The organism is Kiloniella sp. (assembly GCF_965205715.1).
Taxonomy (GTDB): domain Bacteria; phylum Pseudomonadota; class Alphaproteobacteria; order Kiloniellales; family Kiloniellaceae; genus Kiloniella.
In genome coordinates, this window is sequence record NZ_CBDBHW010000014.1 from 2,162,731 (window position 1) to 2,188,265 (window position 25,535).

Below are 25,535 nucleotides of genomic sequence, written 5' to 3' on the forward strand. Positions count from 1 at the left end.
ACGCTCAAACAGGCAAAAGTTAACTTCTGGATCCATCTATGCTTCGGGTAACAAATACAATACAAATTGATCCAGATGAGCTGGAGGAAACCTTTATCCGCGCTTCGGGATCCGGTGGTCAAAACGTCAACAAAGTTTCGACGGCCGTTCAACTGCGCTTTAATGCCAAAGCCAGCCCCGCCATTTCGAGTTTTGTCTTTAACCGCCTTCGTACTCTGGCAAGCCACCTTATGACCCAGGACGGTGAAATCATCATCACTGCCAACAGTCACCGAACCCAGGATCGCAACCGCCAGGACGCTCGCGACAGGCTGGCTGATTTCATCAGACAGGCGACCATTCAGCAAAAGAGCCGCCGTCCCACCAAGCCCAACCGATCAGCAAAAACAAAACGCACCGACAAGAAGAAGCAGCGCGGCGCAATCAAAAAAGGCCGCGGTAGTGTTTCTAAGTCAGATTATTAGCATTTTTTCTTCTTTTTGCTAATTCGCGATACAGGGATTCTGGACTTACCCCAATTTGTGAAGCGATGCTTTTCCATTCTCCCTTTGGTGGCATCACGCTACCATTCAGAACCAACCAACCATCTAAGCGATCTGATACTGTGTGTCGCGATAAAATTTCCAATCGGTTGCGAGTTGACTGAATCTCATGGGCAAGTTTTTTTCCCCACATCAATGACAGTTCTTCATCATCACGAAGAAACTTCAGAAACATCGCCTTCGGTAATACAAAGACGGTAGAGGGAAATCTGGCAAAAGCATCGCAATGATATATTTGGGAATAAACGGACGCTTCAGCTAGGATTGTTCGATCTCCAGCGCGCTGTAAAACGATTGATGTTCCATCGTGCAGATTGCGAGTTAATTCGACTAATCCAGCATCCACAATATAGACTGAACTTACAGCATCGTTTTGATAAAACAGATAGCTGTTTTGTTCGATCTTTTTTGTGATTTTAATTTTTGGGATTATTTTTTCAATAAAATCATCTGACATGATAACTATCATGTCTCTATTTCGTTTAGTGAGACAAGAATAAACATGATGAACAACTACAAATGAGAAGATTTCGTGTTTAAGTCTCTATTACCAGTGGTTTTACTGCTCTTCACAACACCTACCTTTGCTCAAAGCATAAACCATGAGCATATTTCAAAATATCTGGGCGAGGAACAGAGAGGTATAAAAAGCTTATCTGCTGAGGACATAAACGAATTACAAGCGGGTCGCGGCTGGGGGCTAGCCAAAGCGGCAGAATTAAATGGAATACCGGGGCCATCACATGTGCTGAAGATGAAGGAAGAACTCCACCTCACCCCCCAACAGGTAACAAAAATTCAGGAACTATTTGATCAAATGAAAGCAACAGCTGTTGTACAGGGAGAGAAATTAATTGTTCTTGAACAAGAACTTGGACAATCCTTCAAAAATAAGACAATTGATCAAATAAAACTGCGTTTATTATTGGAACAAATTCAAGACGCGCGCACAAACTTAAGGTTTACGCATTTATCAACACATCTTCATACTCATAAGATTTTGACGACAGACCAAACTAAAAAATACAATCATTTAAGAGGATATTTGATATCCAATCATTAAATTTTTTTCAATTTACAATTAGGTAAATTATTACTCTTTGGATTCAGTACTGCATAATAGTACTGAATATTAAAAAAGTTTCGACTGCCGTTCAACTGCGCTTTAATGCCAAGGCCAGCTCTGCCATTTCGAGCTTTGTCTTTAACCGCCTTCGTACTCTGGCAAGCCACCTTATGACACAGGACGTTGAAATCATCATCACTGCCAACAGCCACCGGACCCAGGATCGCAACCGCCAGGACGCTCGTGATAGATTGGCTGATTTCATCAGACAAGCGACCATTCAACAAAAATGCCGCCGCCCGACAAAACCGAGTAGATCCGCAAAAACCAAACACGCAGATCAAAAAAAGCAACGCGGCGCGATCAAAAAAAATCGCGGCCGCGTTTCAAAGTCGGATTATTAGCCTTACAGATTAGGTTTTATAGTCGTCCTGTGTGCGATCCAGCATACGAATAATGCCGGGCCATTCTGTTTTTCCATTATAATTATAATCATCAGACTGACGCATTGCATCTTGGTAGCGTGCGACTTTTTGCGGATCTAACAGGTGTAATTCCCGCCCCATTGATAGGGTCTTGATTTGAGCGGAGCAGGTTTGTCTTAGGAAATAGGCCCTGAAAAAAGCCTCCGCGGCGGTTTCACCCAAAGCGTAATAGCCGTGGTTGTGACTGATCAATATGGCGTGACCGGCCAGAGTTTTGACAAAGTGCTCGCCAAACTCATCGTCTTCTTCGAATTCATATTCGATATATCCGGTTAGGTCACCGAGATACACAGCAGGTTGATTTAGCGGCATGAGACCATCTTCAATTGAGCCCACCGCCATGATCTCTTCGTCATGCCCATGGACAAAGAAGTTGGCATCTGGTCGGCTTCCTAGGATCCACTTGCAGAGATTGACCCCGCCATCATTCAGCCAGGGAATATCACTTTCAACGGGGATACCATCCGATGTTATCTTAACAAAGTCAGATGCCCTGATTTCTTCCCAATGCATCCCATAAGGGTGAACCAGATAATGATCTGTTTCATCAGACACACGACAGGCAATAGCGCCGTTTACCAAGTCCGACATACCATAATGCGCTATGGCTCGGAACAATGCCGCGAGCTCCACCCGTGCGCCCCATTCAACCTCACTACAAGTGTTTGCCTCATTTGTTTCTACTAAGCTCATACCCTTGTCTCCTTGAGCAATTTGTTATTTGCACAACATAAGCTGTAGGCGTACAAATTCATTGACACAAACTTACACTTCCTTGATACAAATTTACCATATGTGAATTTTTGGATGCCCCAGATAGATATCTTCCTAACCGATAACTTCCCAATCCTGTCACTATCCTTAATCACAGAGCCCTTGCGCATAGCGAACCGCGAAAGTTTACGGGAGGTTTATAAGTGGCGTTTCCTGTCCCTTGAGGGAGGAGTTTTAAGGTCTTCCAGTGGATATCAGATACAGACTGAAAAGATGGATGAGCAAAAGCGCGATGGGTTGCTCTTGTTATCATCGTACAATCCTGAAAAGGCCCTGAGCAAAGCCCTGATTAATTGGTTACGAAAACAATCGAGAACAGGCTGCCTCATGGGATGTGTTGATACGGGCGCCCTGATTCTTGCACAAGCAGGCCTATTATCAACGAAACCGGTTGCGGCACACTTTGAAGCCATCGCAGGCTACATGGAACAATTTCCTCAAGCGATGTTTGTTGATAAATTGTTTGATTTCAACCCTCCCCTTTGCTCCAGCGCCGGAGGTGTTGCTACGTGTGATATGACACTCACCCTCATCAAGCATTACTCTGGCAGCTCAATTTCAAAACGTGTAGCTGAAATATTGACCTACCAACCAACAGAACATACGGGTCCTCAGAAAACGCTTTCCCCCAATCAGGCATTGTCACTTGTTAGCCGGGATACCGCGAGGGCAGTGAACATCATGCTTTCATCAATAGAAAGCCCGATACCCCTTTCTGAGATAAGCCAACAGTGTGAGATCCCCTCGTGGAAATTGGCACGTCTTTTCAAGCGCTATCTCCACAAGACACCTGGTGAATATTACCTGTCTTTGCGTCTAGAACACGCCCAATACTTACTGCATAATTCACATCATAAAATCTACACCATTGCTAGTTTGTGTGGCTTTGAGAATAACGAAACTTTCTCCAGAGCCTACAAAAGACAGTTTGGAATGAGCCCTTCTAAAGATCGGCTTAGCTATAATCAGTAAAAAAACTGTCCTGAAAAACAGTCGTGTCCTAAAGCTTTTGGATCTGATTATTGAGTTTCGAAAAATTTGTTAGTGAATTCTTTAAATAATACTGTTTTAGGCGTCGGAGCACTCTTGTCATTGCCAACAAGATGAACTTCGAGTGTTCGAAGCTTAAAGTCGGGTAGAACTTCAACAAGGGCTCCTGATTTTAAGTCCTGCTCGATCAATGTTTGCTGCATAAGGCCAAAGCCCATTCCTGCACACACAGCATGATAATAGGCGATTGCATCATTAATGGAACTGTACCGATCCAGATGTTTTAGCTCTCCATAGCTGGATAACAGGCTCCTTAAATCTGATAGATTTAGGTAGGAGGGTACTATGAGATTATCCAGCAGGATTTCTTCTAGTGAAGTGGGATGACCAACCTCGGCCAGATACTGAGGAGATGCGCATACCACTGTCCTGGAGTTTATCAAGGCTTTAGAAGAGCTTGGGGCACTTCCTTTCAAAAATGTTCTAAAAGCAAAATCGAGATCATTTTCCATGAAATCCAGATTTCTATTAGACACAACAGATTCAATTTTGATGTTGGGATAGGCTTTTGAAAATTCTACAAGCATATCGACCAAAGGCCCGCGCATCAGTATTTGCGACCAGGAAATTTTAATCTTCCCAACCATATCTCCCAAACTAGACTTTAGCTTCTCTTCAATACCCTCAGCTTGTTTTAAAAGAACGACACAATCCCTGTGAAAATCTATTCCTTCGTCAGAGACCGCAAGCGATCGAGTAGTTCTTTTGATGAGCTCCACACCCATCTCATGTTCTAACTGGGACAGCTGTTTACTTATTGCTGATGAGGTCAGGTTCAGCTTTTGCGCAGCCTTAATCATACTTCCCTCAGCAACCACGGTGATGAATGTACGATATGCGGAAAAACGATCCATTTATAATTTCCAAATGGTTGATATTAACTTTACTTAGTTTCACTTATTTTCATCTATTCAGCCAGTTATATCAGAGTTAAGCGCAATGGCATGAAGGTCATTCCATTCCGTGTCTTGTTAAGCTCTGAGGATTTATTATGAAAAACACACTTATCAGAAAAATGCTGGTCAAAGGAATGTTGGGGGCATCTATATCGTTCCTATTATCCATAGGCACAACACAAGCTGCACCAAAAGTCATTGGTGTAGATACCCTTCTTACAAATAATACAGAATTACAATTATATGTTTTTGAGTGCGGTAATGTATCCGCGCGGGATCTATCGCTTTTCAATCCTGCCATTACCAAAGGAACTGCAATGGAAATGGTGGCCCCTTGTTATTTGATCAAACACCCCAAGGGGACATTGTTCTGGGACGGTGGCTTATCCGATTCCCTCAACACAGAACCGAACGGGGTAGAGTTTTATGAGGGCGCGTTTAACTTTTCTGTGTCGAAAACACTTATTTCGCAGCTGGAAGAAATCAGAGTGAAGCCAAAGGACGTTGATTATTTAGCGCTTTCCCACCTTCATGCAGACCACGTTGGCAATGCAAATTACTTCGCCAACTCGACTTGGTTGGTACAGGAAAACGAGCACACCATTGCCTTTAGTGAAAACGCCCAAGATTACGGTTTTCATATAGATGATTACATCGGGCTGAAAGACAGCGAAACAATGAAACTAAACGGCGATCATGATGTGTTTGGCGATGGCTCCGTCGTTATATTATCCACGCCGGGCCACAGTCCGGGCCACCAGGTTTTATGGGTCAATCTTCCCCAGACAGGCCCTGTTATTCTTTCCGGCGATCTATATCACTTTCAAGAAAATCGCGATAACTACGGCATTCCGGTCTGGAATTCGAAAAAGGAAACGATTCAATCCTTCGTGAAAATTGACAATATCCTCGATAAAACGAATGCACAGCTTTGGATCGAGCACGACAAACCCACGTTTGATTCACTCATAAAATCTCCTGCTTTTTATCAATAATGTATATAAGATCAGGCCTCATTGGGATATTCGTCCATATAAACTCCCCTCAAAGTGGGGCCTGATACAGTATCAACATTCGCCTTTAATCTACCTTCGCATTCTAGCCAGCCATTTTATGACTTTAGGTGATGACATCCTCACCACCGCCTAAATCATCAATGTTAATATCGACAATATTTTCTTTCGAAATTACCTGCTTCGTAGTTAAATGACCCCCGGCAAAGCCGGGGGCTTAAGCGGGTGAGCCCCTTAAAGGGGCAAATTGGGAACCGCTAAAGCGGTTATGGATTGAATATATCCATTTGGTCAAAGTACTTATCACGCTCTTCTTGCGTTCTGATATACTCCCTCACCATCTGTTCATCGAGCCCTACAGTTGAGACGAAATATCCACGGGCCCAAAAATTTTCACCCTTGAAATTCCGTGCTTTATTTTTGAATTTTCGAGCTATGGCAATCGCGCTTTTTCCTTTTAGGTATCCAACGACTTTTGAAACAGCATGTTTGGGCGGTATGCTGATACACATGTGAATGTGATCCGGCATCAAATGGCCCTCCTCAATCTTACTTTCGCGATGCCCGGCCAGTTCATGGAAAATTTCACCAAGATACTGACGTAGGTTGCCATAGATAACTTTTTGCCTGCGTTTAGGGATGAAAACCACGTGGTATTTACAATCCCATCTCGTATGTGCAAGGCTTTTGTAATCTCTCATCGGCTAATTCCTTTGTTATTTTGGTCAATAAACAAAGAAATGTAAGACCGTGGGAACGGTCAAACCATTGAGAGTCCCCCGGCATAGCCGGGGGTTTACCGGATTAAATTAGTAGATAAAAAAAAACCATCCCGACGAGTGACGATGCCAACTCAGCTGATAATAAAAGAAAACTTATCCACCCATACAACCAGATAAAATTCAGCGATTAACCATTTATAATACTTTGGATACCCATCATTATACAGTAAAGCTATGTGATAGAGCTATTTCTATAAGAGGCAATTAACTTGGTACAAGCTTATCGGGGCACCATTTTAATTTATAATTTGCTTTTGTTGTCTTCCAAAAGGATGCGTCAATTATTCATCTTTTTGTTAATCAATAGCGCTTTACTAAACAGCGTTGAAGCAATCGAAACCGTCCGTATAAATATAACTCACTTCCCTCCCTTTTATATTGTATCAAATAATGCCCCCTCTACTGGACTTGGAATTGATCTCATCAAGGCAATGAATGAAATCCAATCCGACTATAGATTTGAAACCATTGAAATAAGCCCCCGTCGTCGACATCACCTGTTTGATAAAGGCGTGTATGACGTCTCCTTGTTTGATCATATTCAGTGGGGCTGGGATGAAGCAAAAGTTGAGATAACCGACGTATATTTGAGCGGTGGTGAACGCTATATTGCCTTAGCTTCAAACGTGACAAATCAAACTTATTTCAACGATCTACCAAATAAGAAAATTGGGGCTATTTTAGGCTACCATTACAATTTTGCAGACTTTGAATCTGATCCGGATAAACTCAATGATCGATTTGATATTACCCTCGTAGACAAACAAATTCAGATCCTTAAACTCGTTCTTGGCAACAGGGTTGAGGTCGGCGTGATCACAGAAACGTATTTACTTCAATATCTGCAAACTCACAAAAACTTAAAAGACCTTATCTCGGTCTCCAACACATACGATCAGCCCTATAACTTTATCGGCATTGTCCGTAAGAATGGTCCCATATCCGCCAAAAAGCTTGAGCACATTATTCATTCCGTGACTCAAGCACCTGAATACAGGTGGATTGAAATTAAATATGGCATCAATTGGTAATTTAGCCAATTGGCTGAGAAAGCCCCGGATAAGAATAAAGGCTAACGTCATCTCAGCTTCCTGGATTGAGAGCTACGGATATTCGAATGCTGAGTATATCCGGGTTATCGAAAGCAGCCCGCGATTTTAAACCACCTTCGCCAAAACAAATGGAAACAAATAATAATTGTGATTAGAGCTTGTGATAATCCCTGAGTTTTTCATAATCCCCTTCGCGTAGATACTCAAACAAGTCCCGCCGTTCGTCTTCACCGACCCCTGCGGCTTCCAATGTCGAAGCCCCCAAACGCAAGCTTGCTTCAACCGTTTCCGGTATCGCATGGGAAGCCCCGAGTTCGGTAAAATGATCCGCGTCATCCCAATCGCGAACACGCACGTGTAGAGGTACATCAGGGTAAAGGCGCTTCATCGTCCGTACGACACTTTCTGCAGCTTTATAATCATCCAGTGTAATGACCATTAAACGGGCACGCACGGCACCCATGGCCTTTAAGATCTCGGGTCGACTGGCATCACCAAACAGAACATTGTATCCAAGCCGCCTTCCCTCAGCGACCTTCTTGGCATCCATATCCACGGCAACACAACTCACATCAACATTGCGAAGCATTCCTGCGATAACCTCCCCAACCCGACCAAAACCAGCGACGATAACAGGGCGTTCTGGTACGGGTTCAGATGTTTCCATGGCATAGGAAGCTGGCGACTTTAGCTTTTCAGCAATTATCTCGCCCATCTTCACCATAAGCGGTGTCATGACCATACTGAGAACGATAACGGCGATGAGAATCTCCATCATGCCCTCTGGCAAAAGACCGAGACTGTCACCCAGAGTAAAGAGAACAAACCCAAATTCTCCCGCTTGGGACAATAAAAATCCACATCTCACTGCTATTGAGAGCGGAACCTTCCAAGTCTTTGCGAGGACAATAATAACCACGGCCTTAACGATAAGAAGGACAAGCGCCCCCAAAATAACCTGTTCGAGATTAGTAAAAAGGGATGCCGGCACAAACGTCATGCCGACACTCATAAAAAACAACCCCAACAACAAGCCACGAAACGGCATGATATCCGCTTCAATTTGTTGCTTGTACTCAGATTCAGATAAGAGAACACCCGCGATAAACGCGCCCATGGCCATCGAAAGCCCGACCAACTCCATGATCCAGGCGAACCCTAGAACCAGTAAAAGGGCTGTGGCAACAAAGACATCGCTGTTTTTAGTATGTGCAATAGTGTGCAACAGAGGGTTGATCGCAAAGCGCCCGACAACGAGCACCGAAATAAAAATTCCAACCGACTGGACCAACGCGAAACCCATCGACACTGAGAAACGCATCTCTCCGATAGCCAAAAGAGGCAACAGGATCAAAAGCGGGACAACGGCCAAATCTTGAAACAACAGAACTGAAAAGCTAACGCGCCCCCAGTGACTGGTCGTTTGATGTTTATCCGCCAGAATTTGGACACCGAAGGCCGTTGATGACAGCGCCAGGCCAAACCCGATAACGCCGGCTGTCTCTTTCGGAATTCCCAATATAAAATAGGCAAGCCCGGCAATCAGCAATCCTGAAATGGCCACCTGTAACCCGCCAAGACCAAGGACAAGTTTACGAAGCACCCACAAGCGTTGAGGTTTGATCTCTATGCCGATAAGAAAGAGGAGGAAAACTACACCAAATTCACCGATATGGCGCATGTAAGTCGCGTCGTTAACAAGGGCAAATCCAGCGGGGCCAATAACCGCACCAGCAAAAAGATACCCCAGAACAGAACCAAGACCCAATCGACTGAACAACAAAACCGCCACAACGGATGCCGCCAGAAGCGATACGATCTCGAGCATAGATATCCCCTTCCCCAAAGCTTAAAAACATTAGTTCATTTCGCGGTTATGCCTCAGAGGATCTCAAGACACCCTTGTTTGAACTCCCCTAAGGATAAGAGCATCTCGTTAACAAATAAATATGGTTAACCAAGAAAATTCATAAAAATGAGTACATTGTTTTGAGTTTTCAGATCATATTTCTAATATATCAATTTATTAGAGATCGCGCGGTTATCCCCTTTGACCAATCCAGGGAAGAAGGACAAACTAGCAATATAAATTATCCAATATCCCCTTTACTCTGAAAGATTCATTCCTTGAACCACAATTTTTCTCGATCACAAACCATTCGTAAGCCTGTGTCTGTTACAACTGGCGGAGTTGTCGCTGCACAACACGTTAAAGCTGCTGAAATTGGTGCCGCAGTTCTTGAAGACGGCGGGGATGCAGTTGACGCTGCGGTTGCAGTCTCTTTTGCCATGGGCGTTCTTGAACCCTGGATGAGCGGTCCCGCCGGTGGTGGCGCCATGATGATTTGGAGGGAAGAGGAACAAAAGGCCTATGCACTCACCTATGGTATGAAGTCCCCCAAAGCACTGGACACAAATGCCTTTCCTTTAGCAAAAGATGGAAAAGCTGCTGATCTCTTTCCCTGGAAATCTGTTGTCGGCGACAAAAACGTTCAAGGCCCCCTTTCCATTGCCGTCCCCGGCACTGTAGCTGGAACCTCAAAGGCTCATGAAGCATTTGGCAAGATGCCTTGGAATGAACTACTAAAACCCGCAATTCGAGAAGCAAAAGCAGGACTTCGCGTTGACTGGTACGCTGCCCTTGTAATCGCGTCTGGTACCCGTGCGCTATCAGCGGACTCCGATGCCGCCGCCATGTTTTTAGAAGACGGTCAATGGCCAACGATTGCAGGTTGGACAGCTCTCTCGGAAAAACGCATTAGCTTGTCCAAAGTTGCAAGCACACTAACCCAGCTTGGAGAAGCCGGAGCTCAGGATTTTTACACCGGCGATATCGCCGCCGCCATGACTAAGGACGTTCTGGACAAGGGTGGCTTTCTTTCCATGGAAGATCTTGCGGACTATTCGGTTGATTTTGAAGAGGCTCTCGAAATTCCATACCGGGGAAGCCGTATCCTCGCAACACCAACTCTGACTGCAGGCCCAACTCTCGCAGACACTCTAGGACAGCTTGAGGACATGTTCGATCCGGAACAAGCCCCCAACCCTGAAACATTTCAATCCTATGCCAAAGCGTTGCAGGCTTCCTATAAACGCCGATTGGAAAGTATGGGCGATCAGGATGCACCTCACTCGCCCTCTTGCACGACTCATTTTTCCATCGTCGATCGCCACGGCAATATGGTGTCGATGACCCAGACACTCCTGTCGTTGTTTGGCTCTCGTGTTGTCTCGCCATCCACCGGATTTCTAATGAACAATGGTGTCATGTGGTTCGATCCAGAACCCGGGCACCCCAATTCTTTAGCGCCGAATAAAAGATGCCTGATGAATGTTTGCCCCGTTATCGGTGAAAAGGGCGACAAACGATTTGCTTTGGGCGCTTCGGGTGGCCGCAAAATCATGCCTGCGGTCATGCATTTATCTTCGTTTATGACTGACTTCGACATGTCCCTGGAAGATGCTTTCCACCATCCAAGAATGGATGTGTCAGGTGGAGATGCCATCATCGCCGACGAGGATCTTTCCCCAGAAATCATTGCGGCTCTATCAAAAGACAACCAGGTCGCCACCACCAAACGAACCGTATTCCCCTATGCCTTTGCCTGCCCCGCAGGCGTAATGAGAGAAAAGGGTAAGAATATGGGCTGTACAGAAATCATGTCCCCGTGGGGTGACGCGGTATCAGAGAGAACCAAGTAAATGACAACACGTGAAGGCACGATCCAAAAAGCAGAGACGTATTTTGACGACGGTTCTTTTCTGGAAGACATTTCCCTTCTAGTGGCGATTGAGACCGAAAGTCAAAACCCAGATCAACGCGAAGAACTCTACAGATACCTCATTGAAGGGATTACCCCACTCTTAAATTCTATGGGGTTCACCTCAGAGATATTTGAAAACCCAGATCAAAATGGAGGGCCAATCCTTGTTGGCGAACGTATAGAGGATCCCGCTTTCCAGACTATCCTGACCTATGGCCACGGTGACGTAATTAGAGCCCAAACGGATCAATGGCGTGAAGGCCTGCATCCCTTCAAAGTTGTCGTGGAGGATGAAAAAATTTATGGCCGCGGCACAGCGGATAACAAATGCCAACACCTCATCAATCTCTCGGCTCTGTCTTGCTTACTCAAAGAACGCGGCAGTTTTGGTTTCAACGTTAAAGTGATTATTGAAACTTCGGAAGAAACCGGGTCTGCCGGGCTTGCAGACTTCTTTAAAGAGCAAAAAGAACGCCTGAGGGCAGACGTCCTTATCGCCTCTGACGGACCGCGATTACAGCCCGACACACCAACTTTGTTTATGGGAACCCGGGGGGCCATAAATTTCGATCTTGAAGTCAAGTTACGGGAGGGCGCAAATCATTCAGGGAATTGGGGTGGCCTTCTCGCTGATCCGGCAATTATCCTAGCCCATGCCCTTGCATCCATTACCGATGCCAGAGGCCAGATCTTAATCGATGACTGGCGTCCCACAAGCCTCACTCCTGATATTAAAGATACTTTAAAAGGGCTTCCTATTGAAGGCGGCCCCGAAATAAATCAAGACTGGGGAGAAAAAGATCTCACCCCAGTAGAGCGGGCGTTTGGCTGGAACTCCTTTTCTGTACTTGCGATGAAAAGCGGTGTCCCAGAAGCACCGGTAAACGCCATTTCAGGTAGTGCTTCTGCACATTGTCAGTTACGTTTTGTCGTTGGCACCGACGTAGATCAAATCCTCCCGGCTCTTCGTAACCACCTTGATAAGGGCGGGTTTGATAACGTTACGATTAAGCCCGCCGAAGATGTGTGCTTCAAAGCAACACGCCTCAATCCTGATCACCCCTGGGTACAATTCACGGCGGAATCAATATCAAAGACCAGTGGTAAGACACCACACATCCTGCCCAATCTTGCAGGATCGCTCCCCAATGATACCTTCAGTGACATTCTCGAGCTACCAACAGTATGGGTGCCACATTCTTATGGCGGATGTTCCCAACACGCCCCAGATGAACACATCTTAAAATCCATTTCCCGTGATGGCCTGAGAAATATGGCTGGACTGTTTTGGGATATTGCCGAGAAAGGCATTAAGAGAAACTAAGCCACTCTTAACCAACCCTTGGCCAAATGTCCTTCCGCGCATAACGGTAATTTGTTGTGCGCGGATTGTTTGGGTATGGACCATCAACACTTGCATACAAAATCTCTGAAGCGATCGGCTTAAAACCATCGTAGAAATGGTTTGTTGATTTTATCGCGAGTATTTTCTTGGACCTGGGATCGACCCCAAGATTACTAAAGAGACTGGGATCAAAACTTTGGCTACGATTTGAATTGAGAATAACCGTGATTCCCATGTAATCAATCGCAACGGCATCCCCCAAAGGCACAATAGATTTACCAAAATTCTGAGTAGCATTTCGAACGATTTTCAGAACTTTTACGTCTGCATCTATAGGAGGCCCGGCAGTATCTGACATTTTACTGCCAAACCGTAATTTTAATGTCGCACCTTCCCCAGCCGAGATACACGTACGTACCGCCATGGGATCCCATATCGTCCCAACCGCTGCATCAAAAGCCTCATGCTCAACGAGCGTACGTAATAGAATGGTAGAATCACCCGGTACGCCGCCTCCGGGATTATCCCATACGTCCGCAATAACAACCGGACCTCTATCAGCTTCGATCGCTCTTTTGACAGCTTCATCCGGGGCTAAAAATTCAGGTCTTGTTTTCCCTCTAAACGAAAAAAGTTCCTGACTTAAATCTTTTACGAGTTGTGCAGGAACATCCGTATTGCCTTCCGCAACGACAAATATCTTGGTTCCCATATCCGGGACATCCCCGGCCATAAACCCGTGAATAACACAAAGAGATAGAACCCCATTTTTTCCTTCAAGCTCTACTAACCTATCAACGAAACTGCGCATGGGTTCACGACTGGTAGGGAGGACTTCGATCATATTGCAATCGGCGACGTGGATTACGGGTTTGATCTCACCCTTTACCGTCCGGAGAACAAGATCGACACAGTCCTCAGCCCGTTCGACAAAATCAGTATGGGGAAACTCTTTGAATGCTACCAAAATATCAGCTGATTCAGTTCGTTTTTTTGAAAGATGGCTGTGCGGATCCAGGGTCGCACCTATAACCACATCTGGTCCAACGATATTTCGAATTTCCGAGAGCAAAGTGCCTTCACAATCCTGACAATTCTGTGCCACCATGGCGCCATGTAAACCGAGAATCACGGCATCGACAGGCAAAGCATCTCTCAACTGATCGAGGACTTCATCACGCAAACTGTTCCATGTTTGCTCGTTAACGATTCCACCCGGCTCAGCCCAGGTGGCGGTTCCTTCAATCAGCTTCCAACCCTCATCTTTTGCGCGACGACGGCAAACAGGGAAAACAGCACTACACAGTGTCGGCGTTTCCGGATGATCACCTGGTGCAGCATAAAAGCTTTCCATAAAGTCACTTATGTCTGCCCGCAAAGGAGAAAATGTATTCGTTTCTGTCGCAATCGATGCGCAAAATACCCGCACTGGAAAGCCTCACAATACTATAAGTAAATCAATTGAGTTAGAGTGAAAGGGGGAGAAACACACAACCTCCCCCTTTCCTAACGGAGCTTATTTGAGGTAGCTCCGCGTATTGGCATTCCCAAGTTCCTTTTGGAATAACTCCAAAAGCGTAACCCCTTGTGCACCGAGTGTTTCTTCGATGTGTTTTAGAACAACAGGTTGAGCAGCTGTTTTAAACTGGTTGCGAGATTCAGCTGAAAGAGCCGTTACTTCAATTTTGTCTTTCAATCCGGCAAGGCCACGGTCGGATGCTTCAATCACACGGCTCAACCCACGGCTGGCAACAACACAAGAGTTCGCCGCATAGTTAAGAACCCGTTGCTCATCAGCGGTGAGATCATCCCAAAACGCCTTGGAAACCATAAAGGTGTAGGGTGCAAAAAGGTGGTTCGTCAGTGTCATATACTTCTGAACTTCGGCAAATTTGGCGAATGAAATGATCGGAACTGGGTTCATCTGACCATCAATTACACCCGTTTGGAGCCCTGAATAGACCTCACCCCATGCCAAAGGATAAGCTTCTCCACCCAGAGACTGGATGATTTTCTGGTGCGACGGCAATGTCATGGTACGCACACGAATGCCCTTGAAATCATCAAGATTTTTAATCGCGTGTTTTGAGTTTGTTACAGCGAAGAACCCACCAGTATCAGGGAAACCTAGGACCTTAATCCCACTAACAGTTTCCTCAATATCTCGAGAAAGCTCGGCTCCAAAAGGACCGTCAAACACGTCATAGGTTGCGGCGTTATGATCAAAAGCAAATGCCAAATTCAAGACATCAATACGCGGATAGTATGATGAAATTGCCCCCGTGGATGTCAGCGTCGCCTGGATAACATTGTCACGAACGAGCTGAACGTGTTCTTTTGCGGAACCCAGTTGGTTTGAAGGATAAACCTCAACCTCAATAGAACCGTTGGTATCTGCTTCAACGATATTGGCAAAAACAGCTGTACAGGCATGTGCAGGATTTTCAAAGGGATCCATTTTATTGTCATGGCCAAACTTAAGTACTTTTGGCCCAGCCATTGCCCCGCTCACACTTGCACACAACAGAGCACCGACAGCGACAGAGGATGCAACTTTTTTCATAAACTTCATTCTTACGTCTCCCAGTTTTTATTTTAAATTCGTTTCCCAAACTTCGCGCCTGTTTCATCCCATTAGCTTTCAGCCAACAGGACCGGGAGCAATCGCTCTCCCTCTAGTTCCGGAGTTAAGCGAACCCCAGCATGCGGGGAAGCGCCAATGCGAGGTCCTCCCAAAAAGCAAAAATGAATAAAATTGAAACTTCAGCGATCAAGAAGGGCCACAACTTTGCAGCTATCCGTTCAAGCCTCTCCCCCGTGACAGAGGACAAAACAAAGAGGCAGGCGCCGACGGGTGGGGTCATCAAAGAGATGTTCAAGGCAAGGACAAATATGATCCCGGCATGGATTGGTTCTAAACCAACCTGTTCCGTCAAAGGTACGAGCACAGGTGCAAGCAGTATCAAGATTGCGGTGATGTCCATCACCATACCAACGGCCAGCAACATGCCAATAATAAGGGCGATGATGATGTATTTGTTATCTGAAACAGAGACAATTGCCTCAGCGAGTTCCTGTGGAATGCGGTTAAAGCTCAACCACCACCCAAGAATTGCAGCAAAGGCAATGATGACAAAAATGACGCCCGTAATTCTCGCCGTGCGAATGAGCATGCCGATAAAATCAGGAACCGAGATAGAGCGATAGACAAAAACACCGATGAAGAGCGCATAGGCAACAGCAATGGATGCTGCTTCTGTCGGTGTGACAATGCCACCAAGAATGCCGCCGAGAATGATAATTGGCATAAACAGAGCGAGAATGGATGACTTAAAGACGGATAAAAACTCTCTAAGGCTCGCTCGTTTATCCGCTTCTGGAAGGTTGTTTGCTTTGACGCCGATGGCAATAACAACCATACAAACAAAGCAAATTATAAGGCCAGGAAGTATTCCAGCAGCAAATAGCCCACCGATTGATACTCCCATAAGAGAGCCGTAAATAACCATCAAGCCTGATGGAGGAATGGTCGGCCCAATAATAGATCCCGCAGCTGTAACGGCACAGGCATAATCCCGACTGTATCCACGCTTTACCATGGCCGGCACCAATGTTTTACCAAAAGCTGCGGCATCGGCAGTTGCGGCCCCCGTAAGTCCAGCAAAAAAGACCGAAGCCAGCATATTAGTGTGGGCCAATCCCCCCCGAAAGTGTCCAACCAATGTTTGCGCTAAAGAAACCAAACGGTGGGTAATACCCGTATGGTTCATAATTTCTCCGGCAAGAATAAAAAATGGCATCGCTAGAAACGGGAATATATTTAAGCCGTTGAACATGCGACTGGGGGCCAAGGCAAAAAAGGATCCTCCACCCATATCAACGAGCCCCAACACACCAGCCAGCCCAAGCGCAAAGCCAATTGGCATGCCAATAAGGACGAGTACGACGAAGGCAATTCCAACTATCATTGCATCACCTCATCATTTGTATGTGTCATGACTTGGCCCTGATCTCTGAAGGCTACGAACAGGACTTGGAGGGCAGCTATCGCTGCTGAAACTGGGATTGCCGCAAAGGGCATTGCAAGCGTCATATCGAAAATCATTGCCTGGCGGCTGCTGCCACCATTGGCAAAATCAATGCCGTACCAACATAAAAAGGCAAAAAGACCAAAGGTGAGAATATCAACTGAAAAAAGGCATGTACGGCGCAGGAACTTTGGCAGTCGATCAATAAGTATGGATAAACCAATATGCTCTCTGCGAGCGATGCCAGCCGAGATCGCAAGCAACGCAGCCCATATCATCAAGTAACGGGCCAACACTTCTGGCCAAGGGAGTTGCCAATGAAAAAGATACCGATCAATAACACCAAGCCATACATCCAATACCAATAACAGCATGAGCAATGCGACCAACCGCTCTACAATCCAGTTCAGTCTCTCACTGGCAATAGTCGCAAACTTTCTCATCCAACCCTCCAAAATGTAACTTTACTACATATACTGATGAGAATCGCATGATGTAAAGCAAAATTACGTAATTTAATTTCACAAATAGTCATATTCAGCTAAATTTCATCATTGAATGGTAGTTATTTTATCTAAATATGACTATTTGCGTAATTTAACTACGTAGTATATTGTTTTTGTAATTGCACATCGGCACAAACAAATTCGAAACATAAAATACTCAAGGGGCATAGGTTTGATTGGTACATTCGACCTCATTACAAAACTCAGAAAGATGGACGGCAGCTTTAAAGCCAGGGAGCAACAGGTATCTACCTACGTACTTGAAAACCTCGAAACCATCAGCCAAACCAGTGTCAGTAACCTCGCCAAGGCATGCGACGTCAGCGAACCAACTGTTATTCGATTTTGCAGGAAACTTGGCTGCGAGGGCTTTAAGGATTTCAAAATTCAACTTGCACAAAACGTCGCCGTCAGCCTTCAATACCTCTCTCGCTCAGAGAGCCCAAATCCCAAAACAGACAGCACTATTGATCAAGTTCTAAGCGCGTTGATTTCCACAACAAACGTTGCACATAATCAAATTAATCCAGAGCAAATTGCAAATGCCGTTGAGGCAATTACAAAAGCTCAAACCCTAATTTTCTGTGGTGTGGGCGGGGGATCTACAACGGTTGCGTTTGATGCTGCTAACCGTTTTTTCCGGCTGGGCATTACATCACTATCCTTGAACGACGCCTATCTTTTACGCATGCACGCAGCAACCCTTGGCCCAAATGATCTGATGTTTTTCATCTCTTCAACAGGAACACCGAGGGCCCTAATTGATACCGCAAAAATAGCCAATCAATACGGCGCAACGACGGTTTGCCTAACCCGACCAAATTCAGAATTATCTCAAACGTGCTCCCTTACTATCGGCATCGACTTGCCAGAAGACCCAGATATCTACAAACCAACAGCCTCTCGTCTGGTTTTCCTTGCAATTATCGACATTCTCGCGGCTTCCGTTGCTCGTCAAATGCCTGATAAAACAAAAGAAACCCTCCGTCGGATACGAGCCAGCCTAACCGCTCTCCACGGAAACACGGACCCACAACCAATCGGGGACTAAGGGTTTTGCTCTAGCGCCCCTTTTGAATTGAAAGAGCTTTCCGAATGCATTCTGAAAAAGCCGCAGAAAAAGTCGTAGAAACACCCGCGGTGCTTATTGATATAGCAGTGGCGAAAAAGAACATTGCCCGCTTTCAAAAGCATTGCGATCAACACGGCATAGCCATACGCCCCCATATCAAAACGCACAAACTCCCCTCCATGGCCAAGCTGCAAATAGCCGCCGGTGCTGTCGGTATAACTTGTCAAAAAATTGGCGAGGCAGAAGTTATGGCGAATGCTGGGATCGAAGATATATTCATCTCTTACAATATCCTCGGCACTGGAAAACTACAGCGATTGATCGAGCTATCGAAACGATGCAAACTATCAGTCGTCGCAGATAATGGGCAGGTTATTGACGGCCTTAATCAAGCCTTTCTCGGGGAACCTTTTCCGCTGGAGGTTTTAATAGAATGTGACACCGGCGCAGGTAGATGCGGCGCGCAGTCTCCACAGGAAGTGCTCCACCTGGCAAAGCTTATACATAATGCTTGCGGCCTCCAACTCGGTGGCTTGATGACCTACCCCCCCATGGATGATCAAAACAGCGTCAACAGTTGGCTATCACAGGCAAAAGACATCCTTCTTGAAAAGGACCTGCCTTGCCCGCGGATCAGCAGCGGCGGCACCCCGAATATGTGGCGCGCTCAAGAAGTATCCATTGCAGACGAACATAGATCAGGCACCTATATCTACAACGACAGATCGTTGATCAACGCAGGTCATTGCGCCGTCGAACACTGTGCCCTCACCGTAAAGGCAACCGTCATCAGCCGCCCGACGCAAACGCGCGCCATCATAGACGCAGGCTCAAAGATTCTAACCTCGGATCTCCTGGGGCTGGATGGTTATGGTTTAATCAAAGAAGCGCCAGAAGCCATTATAACCAGCTTAAGCGAAGAGCATGGAATCATTGACCTTAGCGAAACCACATGGTCCCCAAAAGTCGGTGATACGATCAATATCATTCCGAACCACGCCTGCGTGGTATCAAATATGGTCGATTACGTTTACTTAAAGGAAGAAGGCAAGCTCTCCAAAACATTAATCGCTGCTAGAGGGCTAGTTACTTGATCAAGTTGAAGTTAAATTGTGATCAAACAAGAAAACACTTTTTTACGAAAACAAGCCAACAACCACAAGCAGGGCGCACCCCATTATTCTGGGGTGCGCCTTTCTAATGATTATTATTTACCCCGTACAATAGCCGTATAGTCGCCGCTGAGCTGTAGAGTGACAGTAACATTTTCACCGTCACGATTTCGCCAAAACCAACCATGATCTCCGGCGAAAGGAGTTATAAAACTTCCAGTTCCCGAGATTTGACCACGGCCTTTTTCGTAGGTGACGGCTTCTCCCCCAGCATGGGCGTGGAGGTCAAAATTGATCCGACCACCCTCAGCTTTCCATGAATACATAAGCTCAGCCCCCTTCTCCATTGTGACCTTGATCTCAGAGTAATCGCCTGGCGCAAGGGTGAAGGTGATCTCATCCTGCCGCACCTCTTGAGCATAGGCTGTTGAGACAAATAAGCCTTGAATCTGTTGCAGCAAAAACGAAGCCCCATCGCCTTCCTGGTGCTCGGCATCATTTCCTGCCTCCTTCAAAAGCTGTTGCTTAATCTCGCCCATGTTCGTCAACCCCAAGAGAGAGCCTACACCAGTTGGGTCTTGCCCTAGTTCAGCGGGCATATATACCATGACACCGATGGCAACAGCCCCTATGCCAGCGATGAAGGAGTAACGACGTAGCTGTGCTTTAGAAGGCAAGTCTTCAAGTTTTGGTATTGGTGCGTTGTGCATTTGATAATCCAATCGTTAAGCGCTGGCCAAGTACCCCGTGATCTGCTGATACATTAGCAGAACTCCCAGGGTGACCATAATTAAGTTTGCATAGGTAGCTTGTTTCAGGAAATTAGGGCTGCGCCGCCAATATCCCATTACAATCAGTATGATAAAAAGGGCCAAAAGCTGACCAACTTCTACGCCTACATTGAAAGCCAGAAGGTTTGCCAAAAGACCGTCAGGGTCGATCTGATACTCCAAGATTTTTGAGGCGAGCCCTGTACCGTGAAAAAGGCCAAATATCAGGGTCGCAACTTTCGTATTCGGTTGAAATCCGAACCATCTTTGAAAGGCCCCAAGATTGTCGAGAGCCTTGTATACGACTGAAAGCCCTATGATGGCATCAATGATATAGGCATTAATGCCCCAACCGAACCACACCCCCAGAAGCATCGTAACTGAATGACCTACTGCGAAAAGGGTGACGTAAATTGCTACGTCTTTCATATGGTAGAGAAAAAACACAACCCCAAGAAGGAATAAGATATGGTCATATCCTGTCATCATGTGTTTTGCGCCGAGATAGATGAAGGGAATGATATGCACCCCCCATATTTCTTGGATATAACCCGCGTCACCTGGTGTGACATCATGGGCAAATGCCGCATTAGCAAAGAATGCCAGCGTGCTTAGAGTGAGGATAACAATACGCATAGGCGCGCGTGCCTTGTCCCCAGCAAGGATTTTCATGGAAAAACTCCGTTAGTGTTTAATTCAATCAAAAGAACACAGCAAAGCTGCGTAGATTAAACACGTGGAGGTCGTTCAATACGGAAATGCCCCTCAGGACCAGCGACTGAATCCACCTTCAACCAAGGCCCCCTTAATAATAAAGGATAATTATTGGTAAGGGATACAAATAGAAATACCTGATTATGGTCATGATCCGCCACATCGTGACTGTGGCCATGCATCGCCCAAAAGAGATCCTCTTCAAAACCATGAGAATGGCCGTGCGATTCAACCTGTTCAAGATGATCTTGAATCGTTTCAAGTACAGTAGGTGAGTGCGTAACGGAGGGCATAATTGACCACGTAACAAGGGCAAGACAAATGCCTACAATGCTTAGCGTATGAACGTACTTGTATGCACGCGTCATAATCCTCAATTATCTCGCCCCTTCATTCTGCCTACAGGCTTAAGCTGATTAATTTCTACTACGATGTGCTCAATGCGGTCAATTTCTACAACATCGCTTTGTATTTTATTACTAACTATGGAGACATTAAGGCGATCAACAAGATAACTGCGAAGTTTCTCAGGCGAGCCTAACAACTGTGAAAATAAGTTATCCCACCTATTTCCCTAGAAGCCAGATGCTTAAAAGGAATAGAACGACGTTAAAACTCTCGTTATCCAATACTTGAGTAGGGTGCTTTCATTTCTAACTAGATCACTAAACATGACCCTTTGTCAGTATTTTATACCACCATAACCTTCGGGAGTGGAGCCAGTTCAAAACCAGCTAGTTCCAACCGTTCTTTTACCCGATGGGCAATCGCCACCGCCTCTTCCGTATCACCATGCACACAAATGCTGTGTATCGGGGTTTCTATGCGCTTACCTGAAGGCGTAATGATTTTACCCTCATCAAGGAACGACAGGATTTGATCTGCCGATTGCTCGGGATCATGAATGACCGCATTAGGCTGCGAACGCGGTGTCAGGTTTCCGTTTTCGTCGTAGGTTCGGTCTGCGAAGATTTCACCTGCTGTCGGCAGTCCTAATTCCAACCCGGCTTTACAAAGGCAGGAGCCAGCGGTTGCAAGAAGAATAAGGGACGGATCGACAGAAACGATCGCACGGGCAATTGCCAGCGACATCGGCATATCTTCCGCGGCCATATTATTAAGCGCGCCATGGGGTTTTACGTGAGTAACTTTCGTCCCCTGGCTCTGAGCCACGGCCTGCAAGGCCCCGATTTGATAGACCATCATGGCTTCAAGTTCTGGAAGCGGTAAAACCATCTTTCTGCGACCAAAACCCTGTATATCGGGGAATGCGGGATGAGCACCGACGCTCACACCTTTTTCTTTGGCCAGCCTTGTCGTGGTCGACATCACCAGCGGGTCGCCGGCGTGATAGCCACAAGCAATATTCGCTGAACCTATTACCTCAAGCATGGCAGCATCATTACCTATTGAATACTTCCCAAATCCCTCACCCATATCGGCGTTAAGATTAATCAGTTTCATTTGATGTTCCCTCAAGGTGGCCGGGAAAGTGTCCGGACTGGTTTGCATCGACAACACCGCCGATCAGGTTGGCTTTATAAAGCGCCTTTAAATCCATTACCCCTTCGCCAAAATATTCAGCTATTGAGGAAATGGAGTTTTGGATTGCCGAGTTTTGATCAATTAATGCTGCCTGTGCCTGCGCCAAGCTCACGGGCTCAAACCGGATACTGTCACCGGGTAGCAGCTGACCAAGCAAGGGGAGATCAGCGGTAATCACAGTCGCAATCTTGGGATAGCCACCGATGGTTTGGCAATCGACAAAAAGAACAATTGGCTGCCCGCTACCCGGTATCTGAATCGATCCAGGCACAAGACCATCCGAAATCAGATCACTGCCCTTTTCTGGCAAAGGCACCAGCTCTGCGCCTTCCATACGGATCCCCATACGGTCGACATCGCCACTAACGTTATAAACTTCACTGGAGAATTTCACTATCTCATCTTGAGAGAAATAATCCTCTTGTGGCCCAAGCATGACGCGCACAGTTTTGCGATCTAACACTGGTGGAGAATTAACGACCTTCTCCATACCATCACGCGGAATGTCGAGATTGGCACCTACCACGTCACCAGCTTGTAATGGCAAGCCCGTAGATCCGCCGAGTTTTGCTCTGGCGTAGGTCGAATAACTATCAAGAACGGGGGTAAGATCGAACCCACCTTCTATGGTAAGATACCCCGTAGCACCATCACCTATAGAAGAGACCGCGAGGATATCTCCTTCGTTGAGAACGACCGTTTGCCAAGCTGAAACACTCAGTTTTTCACCATTTTCAGCAAGAATAAGTTCGGCGGCTGTATTCGCAGCCAACCCCAGACGGACACGCCCTTTATGGGCAACCACCTTAGGGCCTAAAAAACGAAACTCTATTGCCGCGTCAAACGGATCATTACCAACCAAGGCATTACCAATTTGAAGCGCAACAGGATCAGCGGCGCCACTTCTCGGCACACCGAACCCCGCGTACCCTCGACGGCCCTCATCCTGGATTGAGGCAACAATGCCTGGAGAAATTACTTTAAGAGACGCCCCCATTAATCTCTCCCTTGATCAACAAGAAAAGATTGAGGGCTTACAGCTCCGGAGCTGAGATCACGTTGAAGCTTTTCATATTCAACGATTGAAATAGGGTCAAAACGCACCAGAACCCCCGGAGACAATAAACTAGGTTGCTCCCATGCCGTATTGAAAAAAGGTACGGGACAACGTGCGAGAAGATGCCACCCTCCAGGACTTTCCCAAGGGTAGACGGCCGTTTGCTCGTTCGCTATTCCGACCGATCCGGCAGGCACCCTTACACGCGGACTAGTCCTTCTCGGGAAGCGTAATTTTTTATCAATCTCTCCCAAAAAGGCAAAGCCCGGAAGAAAGCCAATCAAGAAAACATCATACGTAACCGAGCTATGGAGTTCGATTACTTCTTTGACACTTAGACCACTTCTCTGCGCCACCTCTTCTAGATCAGGAGCATATTCACCCTGATAACAGGCCGGTAGCGACCATAACTGGCCCTCGTCTTTGACCTCAGAAACAGGCTCACGCGCCAAGTCAGCAATCAGATCACGAACCAATTCATAATCTGACTTTTGAGGATCCAGACAAACTGTTAGAGAACGGCTGGCTGATATCACATCCAAGACCCCCAACAATTTACCCAGGTCAACTTCCTGCTGAACTCGGGCACGAAGGGCACGCACACGCCTTGCCCCCAAAGCCCCCTTAAGGGAAGGAAACTCGATAGTGAAGGCGCTATCGCCCAATGTAAGGACTCGGATATCCACGTTAGCTCTCTTGTTTTTTCTTATTGAACTACAGCTTCAGATACACATCAACAATAAATCGTTATTGTTTTATTGACTATTTGTCAACAAAATGTCATTGTTTGTTCATGCGTTAGTAATGGCACACGTTTTTAAGCTCATTATTCGCAAAGAAACTGCTCGCTTTTCCTTAGTGTAATTCAGGAATACACGAGCCAAAAAAAACGTCGTGGCCATAATAAACCGAGGCCGAATTACAAAACCCTGGGAGGTTTTCAAAATGAAACTATTACGTAACTTCACCGCTGGTGTCGCTGCCATTGCTATGGGCACAGTCGCAACAGCTTCCGCTGACACATGGGACATGCCAACACCATATCCCGACAAAACATTCCACACAGCAAACATCATCGAATTTGCTAAAGATGTGGAAACAGCGACCAACGGCGATCTAAAGATCAAAGTTCACTCTGCTGGATCACTTTTCAAACATCCAGAAATCAAAAATGCGGTTCGTAGTGGCCAAGTGCCAATTGGCGAGTTCTTCCTCTCTCGCCTGTCAAACGAGCACGCTGCTTTCGGTGCGGATTCACTCCCTTTCCTCGCAACAAATTATGATGAAGCTGGCAAACTCTGGTCCGCGCAAAAACCTGTCATCAGCAAGTTGCTCGACAAACAGGGCTTGATGCCACTTTTCTCCGTGCCGTGGCCACCACAGGGTCTCTATACAAAAAAAGAGATCAATTCTGTTGATGACCTCAAAGGTCTGAAATTCCGCGCCTACAATGCTACTCTTGAGAAATTCGCAAGCCTAACTGGCGCAGCTCCTACCCAAGTAGAAGTACCTGATATCCCGCAAGCTTACGCAACGGGTCGCGTCGAAGCCATGATCACATCACCTTCTACCGGCGCCAACAGCAAAGCTTGGGATTTTGTTTCTCACTACACTCATATCCAAGCTTGGGTTCCAAAAAATATCGTCGTGATCAATAAAAAGTACTGGCGCAAACTAGACGAAGCCACACAAAAACTCGTTCTTGCAGCTGCATCTAAAGCTGAAAAACGTGGTTGGGCAATGAGCCAGGACGAAACCAAGAACAAAATCAAAATCATGAAAGACAACGGTGTTACCATAGTAAACCCACCTGCTGAAAAGCTTATGACAGGCCTGAAAGACGTTGGCTCTGGCATGCTCACAGAGTGGAAAGAAAATGCTGGCAGTGAAGGCTCAGAAATTCTGACTTCCTACGGCAACTAAGTTTCCCTGATGGGCGGTCATGCTAATTCGTTAGCGGGC

Annotated in this window: 26 protein-coding genes; 11 read left to right on the top strand and 15 right to left on the bottom strand. The window is 46.2% G+C overall.

Going from position 1 to position 25,535, the window contains the following annotated elements; genetic code table 11:
* Positions 1–38: 38 nt before the first annotated feature.
* Positions 39–464, top strand: a complete 426-nt coding sequence (arfB, locus tag ACOGW3_RS27480; RefSeq protein WP_419905835.1) for an alternative ribosome rescue aminoacyl-tRNA hydrolase ArfB — start codon at positions 39–41, stop codon at positions 462–464.
* Here the strand turns inward: arfB and ACOGW3_RS27485 are convergent.
* Positions 448–999 (bottom strand): Crp/Fnr family transcriptional regulator, encoded by a 552-nt coding sequence (locus ACOGW3_RS27485; protein ID WP_419905836.1) that lies wholly within the window; start codon positions 997–999, stop codon positions 448–450. The genes arfB and ACOGW3_RS27485 overlap by 17 nt on opposite strands.
* Before the next feature lie 75 nt (positions 1,000–1,074).
* Between ACOGW3_RS27485 and ACOGW3_RS27490 the strand changes: the two genes are divergently transcribed.
* Positions 1,075–1,605 carry a Spy/CpxP family protein refolding chaperone gene (locus ACOGW3_RS27490; protein ID WP_419905837.1) on the top strand — a complete coding sequence of 177 codons (531 nt, stop codon included), beginning with the start codon at positions 1,075–1,077 and terminating at the stop codon, positions 1,603–1,605.
* Between the two features lie 125 nt (positions 1,606–1,730).
* Positions 1,731–2,012, top strand: coding sequence for a hypothetical protein (locus tag ACOGW3_RS27495; protein WP_419906010.1), 282 nt, complete (start codon positions 1,731–1,733; stop codon positions 2,010–2,012).
* 9 nt (positions 2,013–2,021) lie between these two features.
* Here the strand turns inward: ACOGW3_RS27495 and ACOGW3_RS27500 are convergent, their stop codons facing one another.
* The gene (locus ACOGW3_RS27500) at positions 2,022–2,786 is read right to left on the bottom strand and encodes a class II aldolase/adducin family protein (RefSeq protein ID WP_419905838.1); all 765 of its coding nucleotides are present in this window, start codon (positions 2,784–2,786) and stop codon (positions 2,022–2,024) included.
* 294 nt (positions 2,787–3,080) lie between these two features.
* On the opposite strand from ACOGW3_RS27500, the gene ACOGW3_RS27505 reads away from it, so the two are divergent.
* Positions 3,081–3,839: a GlxA family transcriptional regulator gene (locus ACOGW3_RS27505; RefSeq protein ID WP_419905839.1), complete on the top strand. Its 759-nt coding sequence runs from the start codon at positions 3,081–3,083 to the stop codon at positions 3,837–3,839.
* A 47-nt stretch (positions 3,840–3,886) separates the two neighbouring features.
* Here the strand turns inward: ACOGW3_RS27505 and ACOGW3_RS27510 are convergent, their stop codons facing one another.
* Positions 3,887–4,771, bottom strand: a complete 885-nt coding sequence (locus ACOGW3_RS27510) for a LysR family transcriptional regulator (RefSeq protein ID WP_419905840.1) — start codon at positions 4,769–4,771, stop codon at positions 3,887–3,889.
* 137 nt (positions 4,772–4,908) lie between these two features.
* Between ACOGW3_RS27510 and ACOGW3_RS27515 the strand changes: the two genes are divergently transcribed.
* Positions 4,909–5,808 (top strand): N-acyl homoserine lactonase family protein, encoded by a 900-nt coding sequence (locus ACOGW3_RS27515; protein ID WP_419905841.1) that lies wholly within the window; start codon positions 4,909–4,911, stop codon positions 5,806–5,808.
* A 284-nt stretch (positions 5,809–6,092) separates the two neighbouring features.
* On the opposite strand, the gene tnpA is transcribed toward ACOGW3_RS27515, so the two are convergent.
* Positions 6,093–6,527 carry an IS200/IS605 family transposase gene (tnpA, locus tag ACOGW3_RS27520; protein ID WP_419901154.1) on the bottom strand — a complete coding sequence of 145 codons (435 nt, stop codon included), beginning with the start codon at positions 6,525–6,527 and terminating at the stop codon, positions 6,093–6,095.
* Positions 6,528–6,817: 290 nt separating this feature from the next.
* Here tnpA and ACOGW3_RS27525 point away from each other — a divergent pair, with 290 nt between their 5' ends.
* Positions 6,818–7,639 (top strand): substrate-binding periplasmic protein, encoded by an 822-nt coding sequence (locus tag ACOGW3_RS27525; RefSeq protein ID WP_419905842.1) that lies wholly within the window; start codon positions 6,818–6,820, stop codon positions 7,637–7,639.
* A gap of 172 nt (positions 7,640–7,811) precedes the next feature.
* Here ACOGW3_RS27525 and ACOGW3_RS27530 read toward each other — a convergent pair whose 3' ends face one another.
* Positions 7,812–9,488 carry a monovalent cation:proton antiporter-2 (CPA2) family protein gene (locus tag ACOGW3_RS27530; protein WP_419905843.1) on the bottom strand — a complete coding sequence of 559 codons (1,677 nt, stop codon included), beginning with the start codon at positions 9,486–9,488 and terminating at the stop codon, positions 7,812–7,814.
* Between the two features lie 341 nt (positions 9,489–9,829).
* On the opposite strand from ACOGW3_RS27530, the gene ACOGW3_RS27535 reads away from it, so the two are divergent.
* On the top strand, positions 9,830–11,362 hold the full coding sequence (locus tag ACOGW3_RS27535; protein ID WP_419905844.1) for a gamma-glutamyltransferase: 1,533 nt from the start codon (positions 9,830–9,832) through the stop codon (positions 11,360–11,362).
* A complete protein-coding gene (locus ACOGW3_RS27540; RefSeq protein WP_419905845.1) occupies positions 11,363–12,748 on the top strand; it encodes a M20 family metallopeptidase in 1,386 nt (461 codons plus the stop codon). It abuts the gene before it with no gap.
* Positions 12,749–12,755: 7 nt separating this feature from the next.
* On the opposite strand, the gene ACOGW3_RS27545 is transcribed toward ACOGW3_RS27540, so the two are convergent.
* From ACOGW3_RS27545 to ACOGW3_RS27560, 4 genes are all read right to left on the bottom strand, one after another.
* Positions 12,756–14,198, bottom strand: a complete 1,443-nt coding sequence (locus tag ACOGW3_RS27545; RefSeq protein WP_419905846.1) for a M81 family metallopeptidase — start codon at positions 14,196–14,198, stop codon at positions 12,756–12,758.
* An 87-nt stretch (positions 14,199–14,285) separates the two neighbouring features.
* Entirely contained in the window at positions 14,286–15,341 is a 1,056-nt protein-coding gene (locus ACOGW3_RS27550; RefSeq protein WP_419905847.1) for a DctP family TRAP transporter solute-binding subunit, read from the bottom strand.
* A 115-nt stretch (positions 15,342–15,456) separates the two neighbouring features.
* Complete coding sequence (locus tag ACOGW3_RS27555) at positions 15,457–16,737, bottom strand: TRAP transporter large permease (RefSeq protein ID WP_419905848.1); 1,281 nt, start codon at positions 16,735–16,737, stop codon at positions 15,457–15,459.
* Positions 16,734–17,240 carry a TRAP transporter small permease gene (locus ACOGW3_RS27560; RefSeq protein WP_419905849.1) on the bottom strand — a complete coding sequence of 169 codons (507 nt, stop codon included), beginning with the start codon at positions 17,238–17,240 and terminating at the stop codon, positions 16,734–16,736. The genes ACOGW3_RS27555 and ACOGW3_RS27560 overlap by 4 nt, the downstream gene beginning before the upstream one ends.
* A 235-nt stretch (positions 17,241–17,475) precedes the next feature.
* Here ACOGW3_RS27560 and ACOGW3_RS27565 point away from each other — a divergent pair, with 235 nt between their 5' ends.
* Together ACOGW3_RS27565 and ACOGW3_RS27570 are read left to right on the top strand one after the other, a co-directional pair.
* Positions 17,476–18,354, top strand: a complete 879-nt coding sequence (locus ACOGW3_RS27565; RefSeq protein ID WP_419905850.1) for a MurR/RpiR family transcriptional regulator — start codon at positions 17,476–17,478, stop codon at positions 18,352–18,354.
* Positions 18,355–18,398: 44 nt separating this feature from the next.
* Positions 18,399–19,469, top strand: coding sequence for a D-TA family PLP-dependent enzyme (locus ACOGW3_RS27570; protein WP_419905851.1), 1,071 nt, complete (start codon positions 18,399–18,401; stop codon positions 19,467–19,469).
* 113 nt (positions 19,470–19,582) lie between these two features.
* Here the strand turns inward: ACOGW3_RS27570 and ACOGW3_RS27575 are convergent, their stop codons facing one another.
* The 6 genes from ACOGW3_RS27575 to pxpB all read right to left on the bottom strand — a co-directional run bounded on the left by ACOGW3_RS27575 (position 19,583) and on the right by pxpB (position 24,259).
* Positions 19,583–20,197, bottom strand: a complete 615-nt coding sequence (locus ACOGW3_RS27575) for a transmembrane anchor protein (RefSeq protein ID WP_419905852.1) — start codon at positions 20,195–20,197, stop codon at positions 19,583–19,585.
* Positions 20,198–20,212: 15 nt separating this feature from the next.
* Positions 20,213–20,929: a HupE/UreJ family protein gene (locus ACOGW3_RS27580; protein ID WP_419905853.1), complete on the bottom strand. Its 717-nt coding sequence runs from the start codon at positions 20,927–20,929 to the stop codon at positions 20,213–20,215.
* 56 nt (positions 20,930–20,985) lie between these two features.
* Positions 20,986–21,264, bottom strand: a complete 279-nt coding sequence (locus ACOGW3_RS27585) for a hypothetical protein (RefSeq protein ID WP_419905854.1) — start codon at positions 21,262–21,264, stop codon at positions 20,986–20,988.
* Positions 21,265–21,661: 397 nt separating this feature from the next.
* The gene (locus tag ACOGW3_RS27590) at positions 21,662–22,435 is read right to left on the bottom strand and encodes a LamB/YcsF family protein (RefSeq protein ID WP_419905855.1); all 774 of its coding nucleotides are present in this window, start codon (positions 22,433–22,435) and stop codon (positions 21,662–21,664) included.
* On the bottom strand, positions 22,422–23,513 hold the full coding sequence (locus ACOGW3_RS27595) for a biotin-dependent carboxyltransferase family protein (protein WP_419905856.1): 1,092 nt from the start codon (positions 23,511–23,513) through the stop codon (positions 22,422–22,424). The genes ACOGW3_RS27590 and ACOGW3_RS27595 overlap by 14 nt, the downstream gene beginning before the upstream one ends.
* A complete protein-coding gene (pxpB, locus tag ACOGW3_RS27600; protein ID WP_419905857.1) occupies positions 23,513–24,259 on the bottom strand; it encodes a 5-oxoprolinase subunit PxpB in 747 nt (248 codons plus the stop codon). Before pxpB ends, ACOGW3_RS27595 begins: the two co-directional genes overlap by 1 nt.
* Positions 24,260–24,518: 259 nt before the next feature.
* On the opposite strand from pxpB, the gene ACOGW3_RS27605 reads away from it, so the two are divergent.
* Positions 24,519–25,496 (top strand): TRAP transporter substrate-binding protein, encoded by a 978-nt coding sequence (locus ACOGW3_RS27605; RefSeq protein WP_419905858.1) that lies wholly within the window; start codon positions 24,519–24,521, stop codon positions 25,494–25,496.
* Positions 25,497–25,535: the final 39 nt, after the last annotated feature.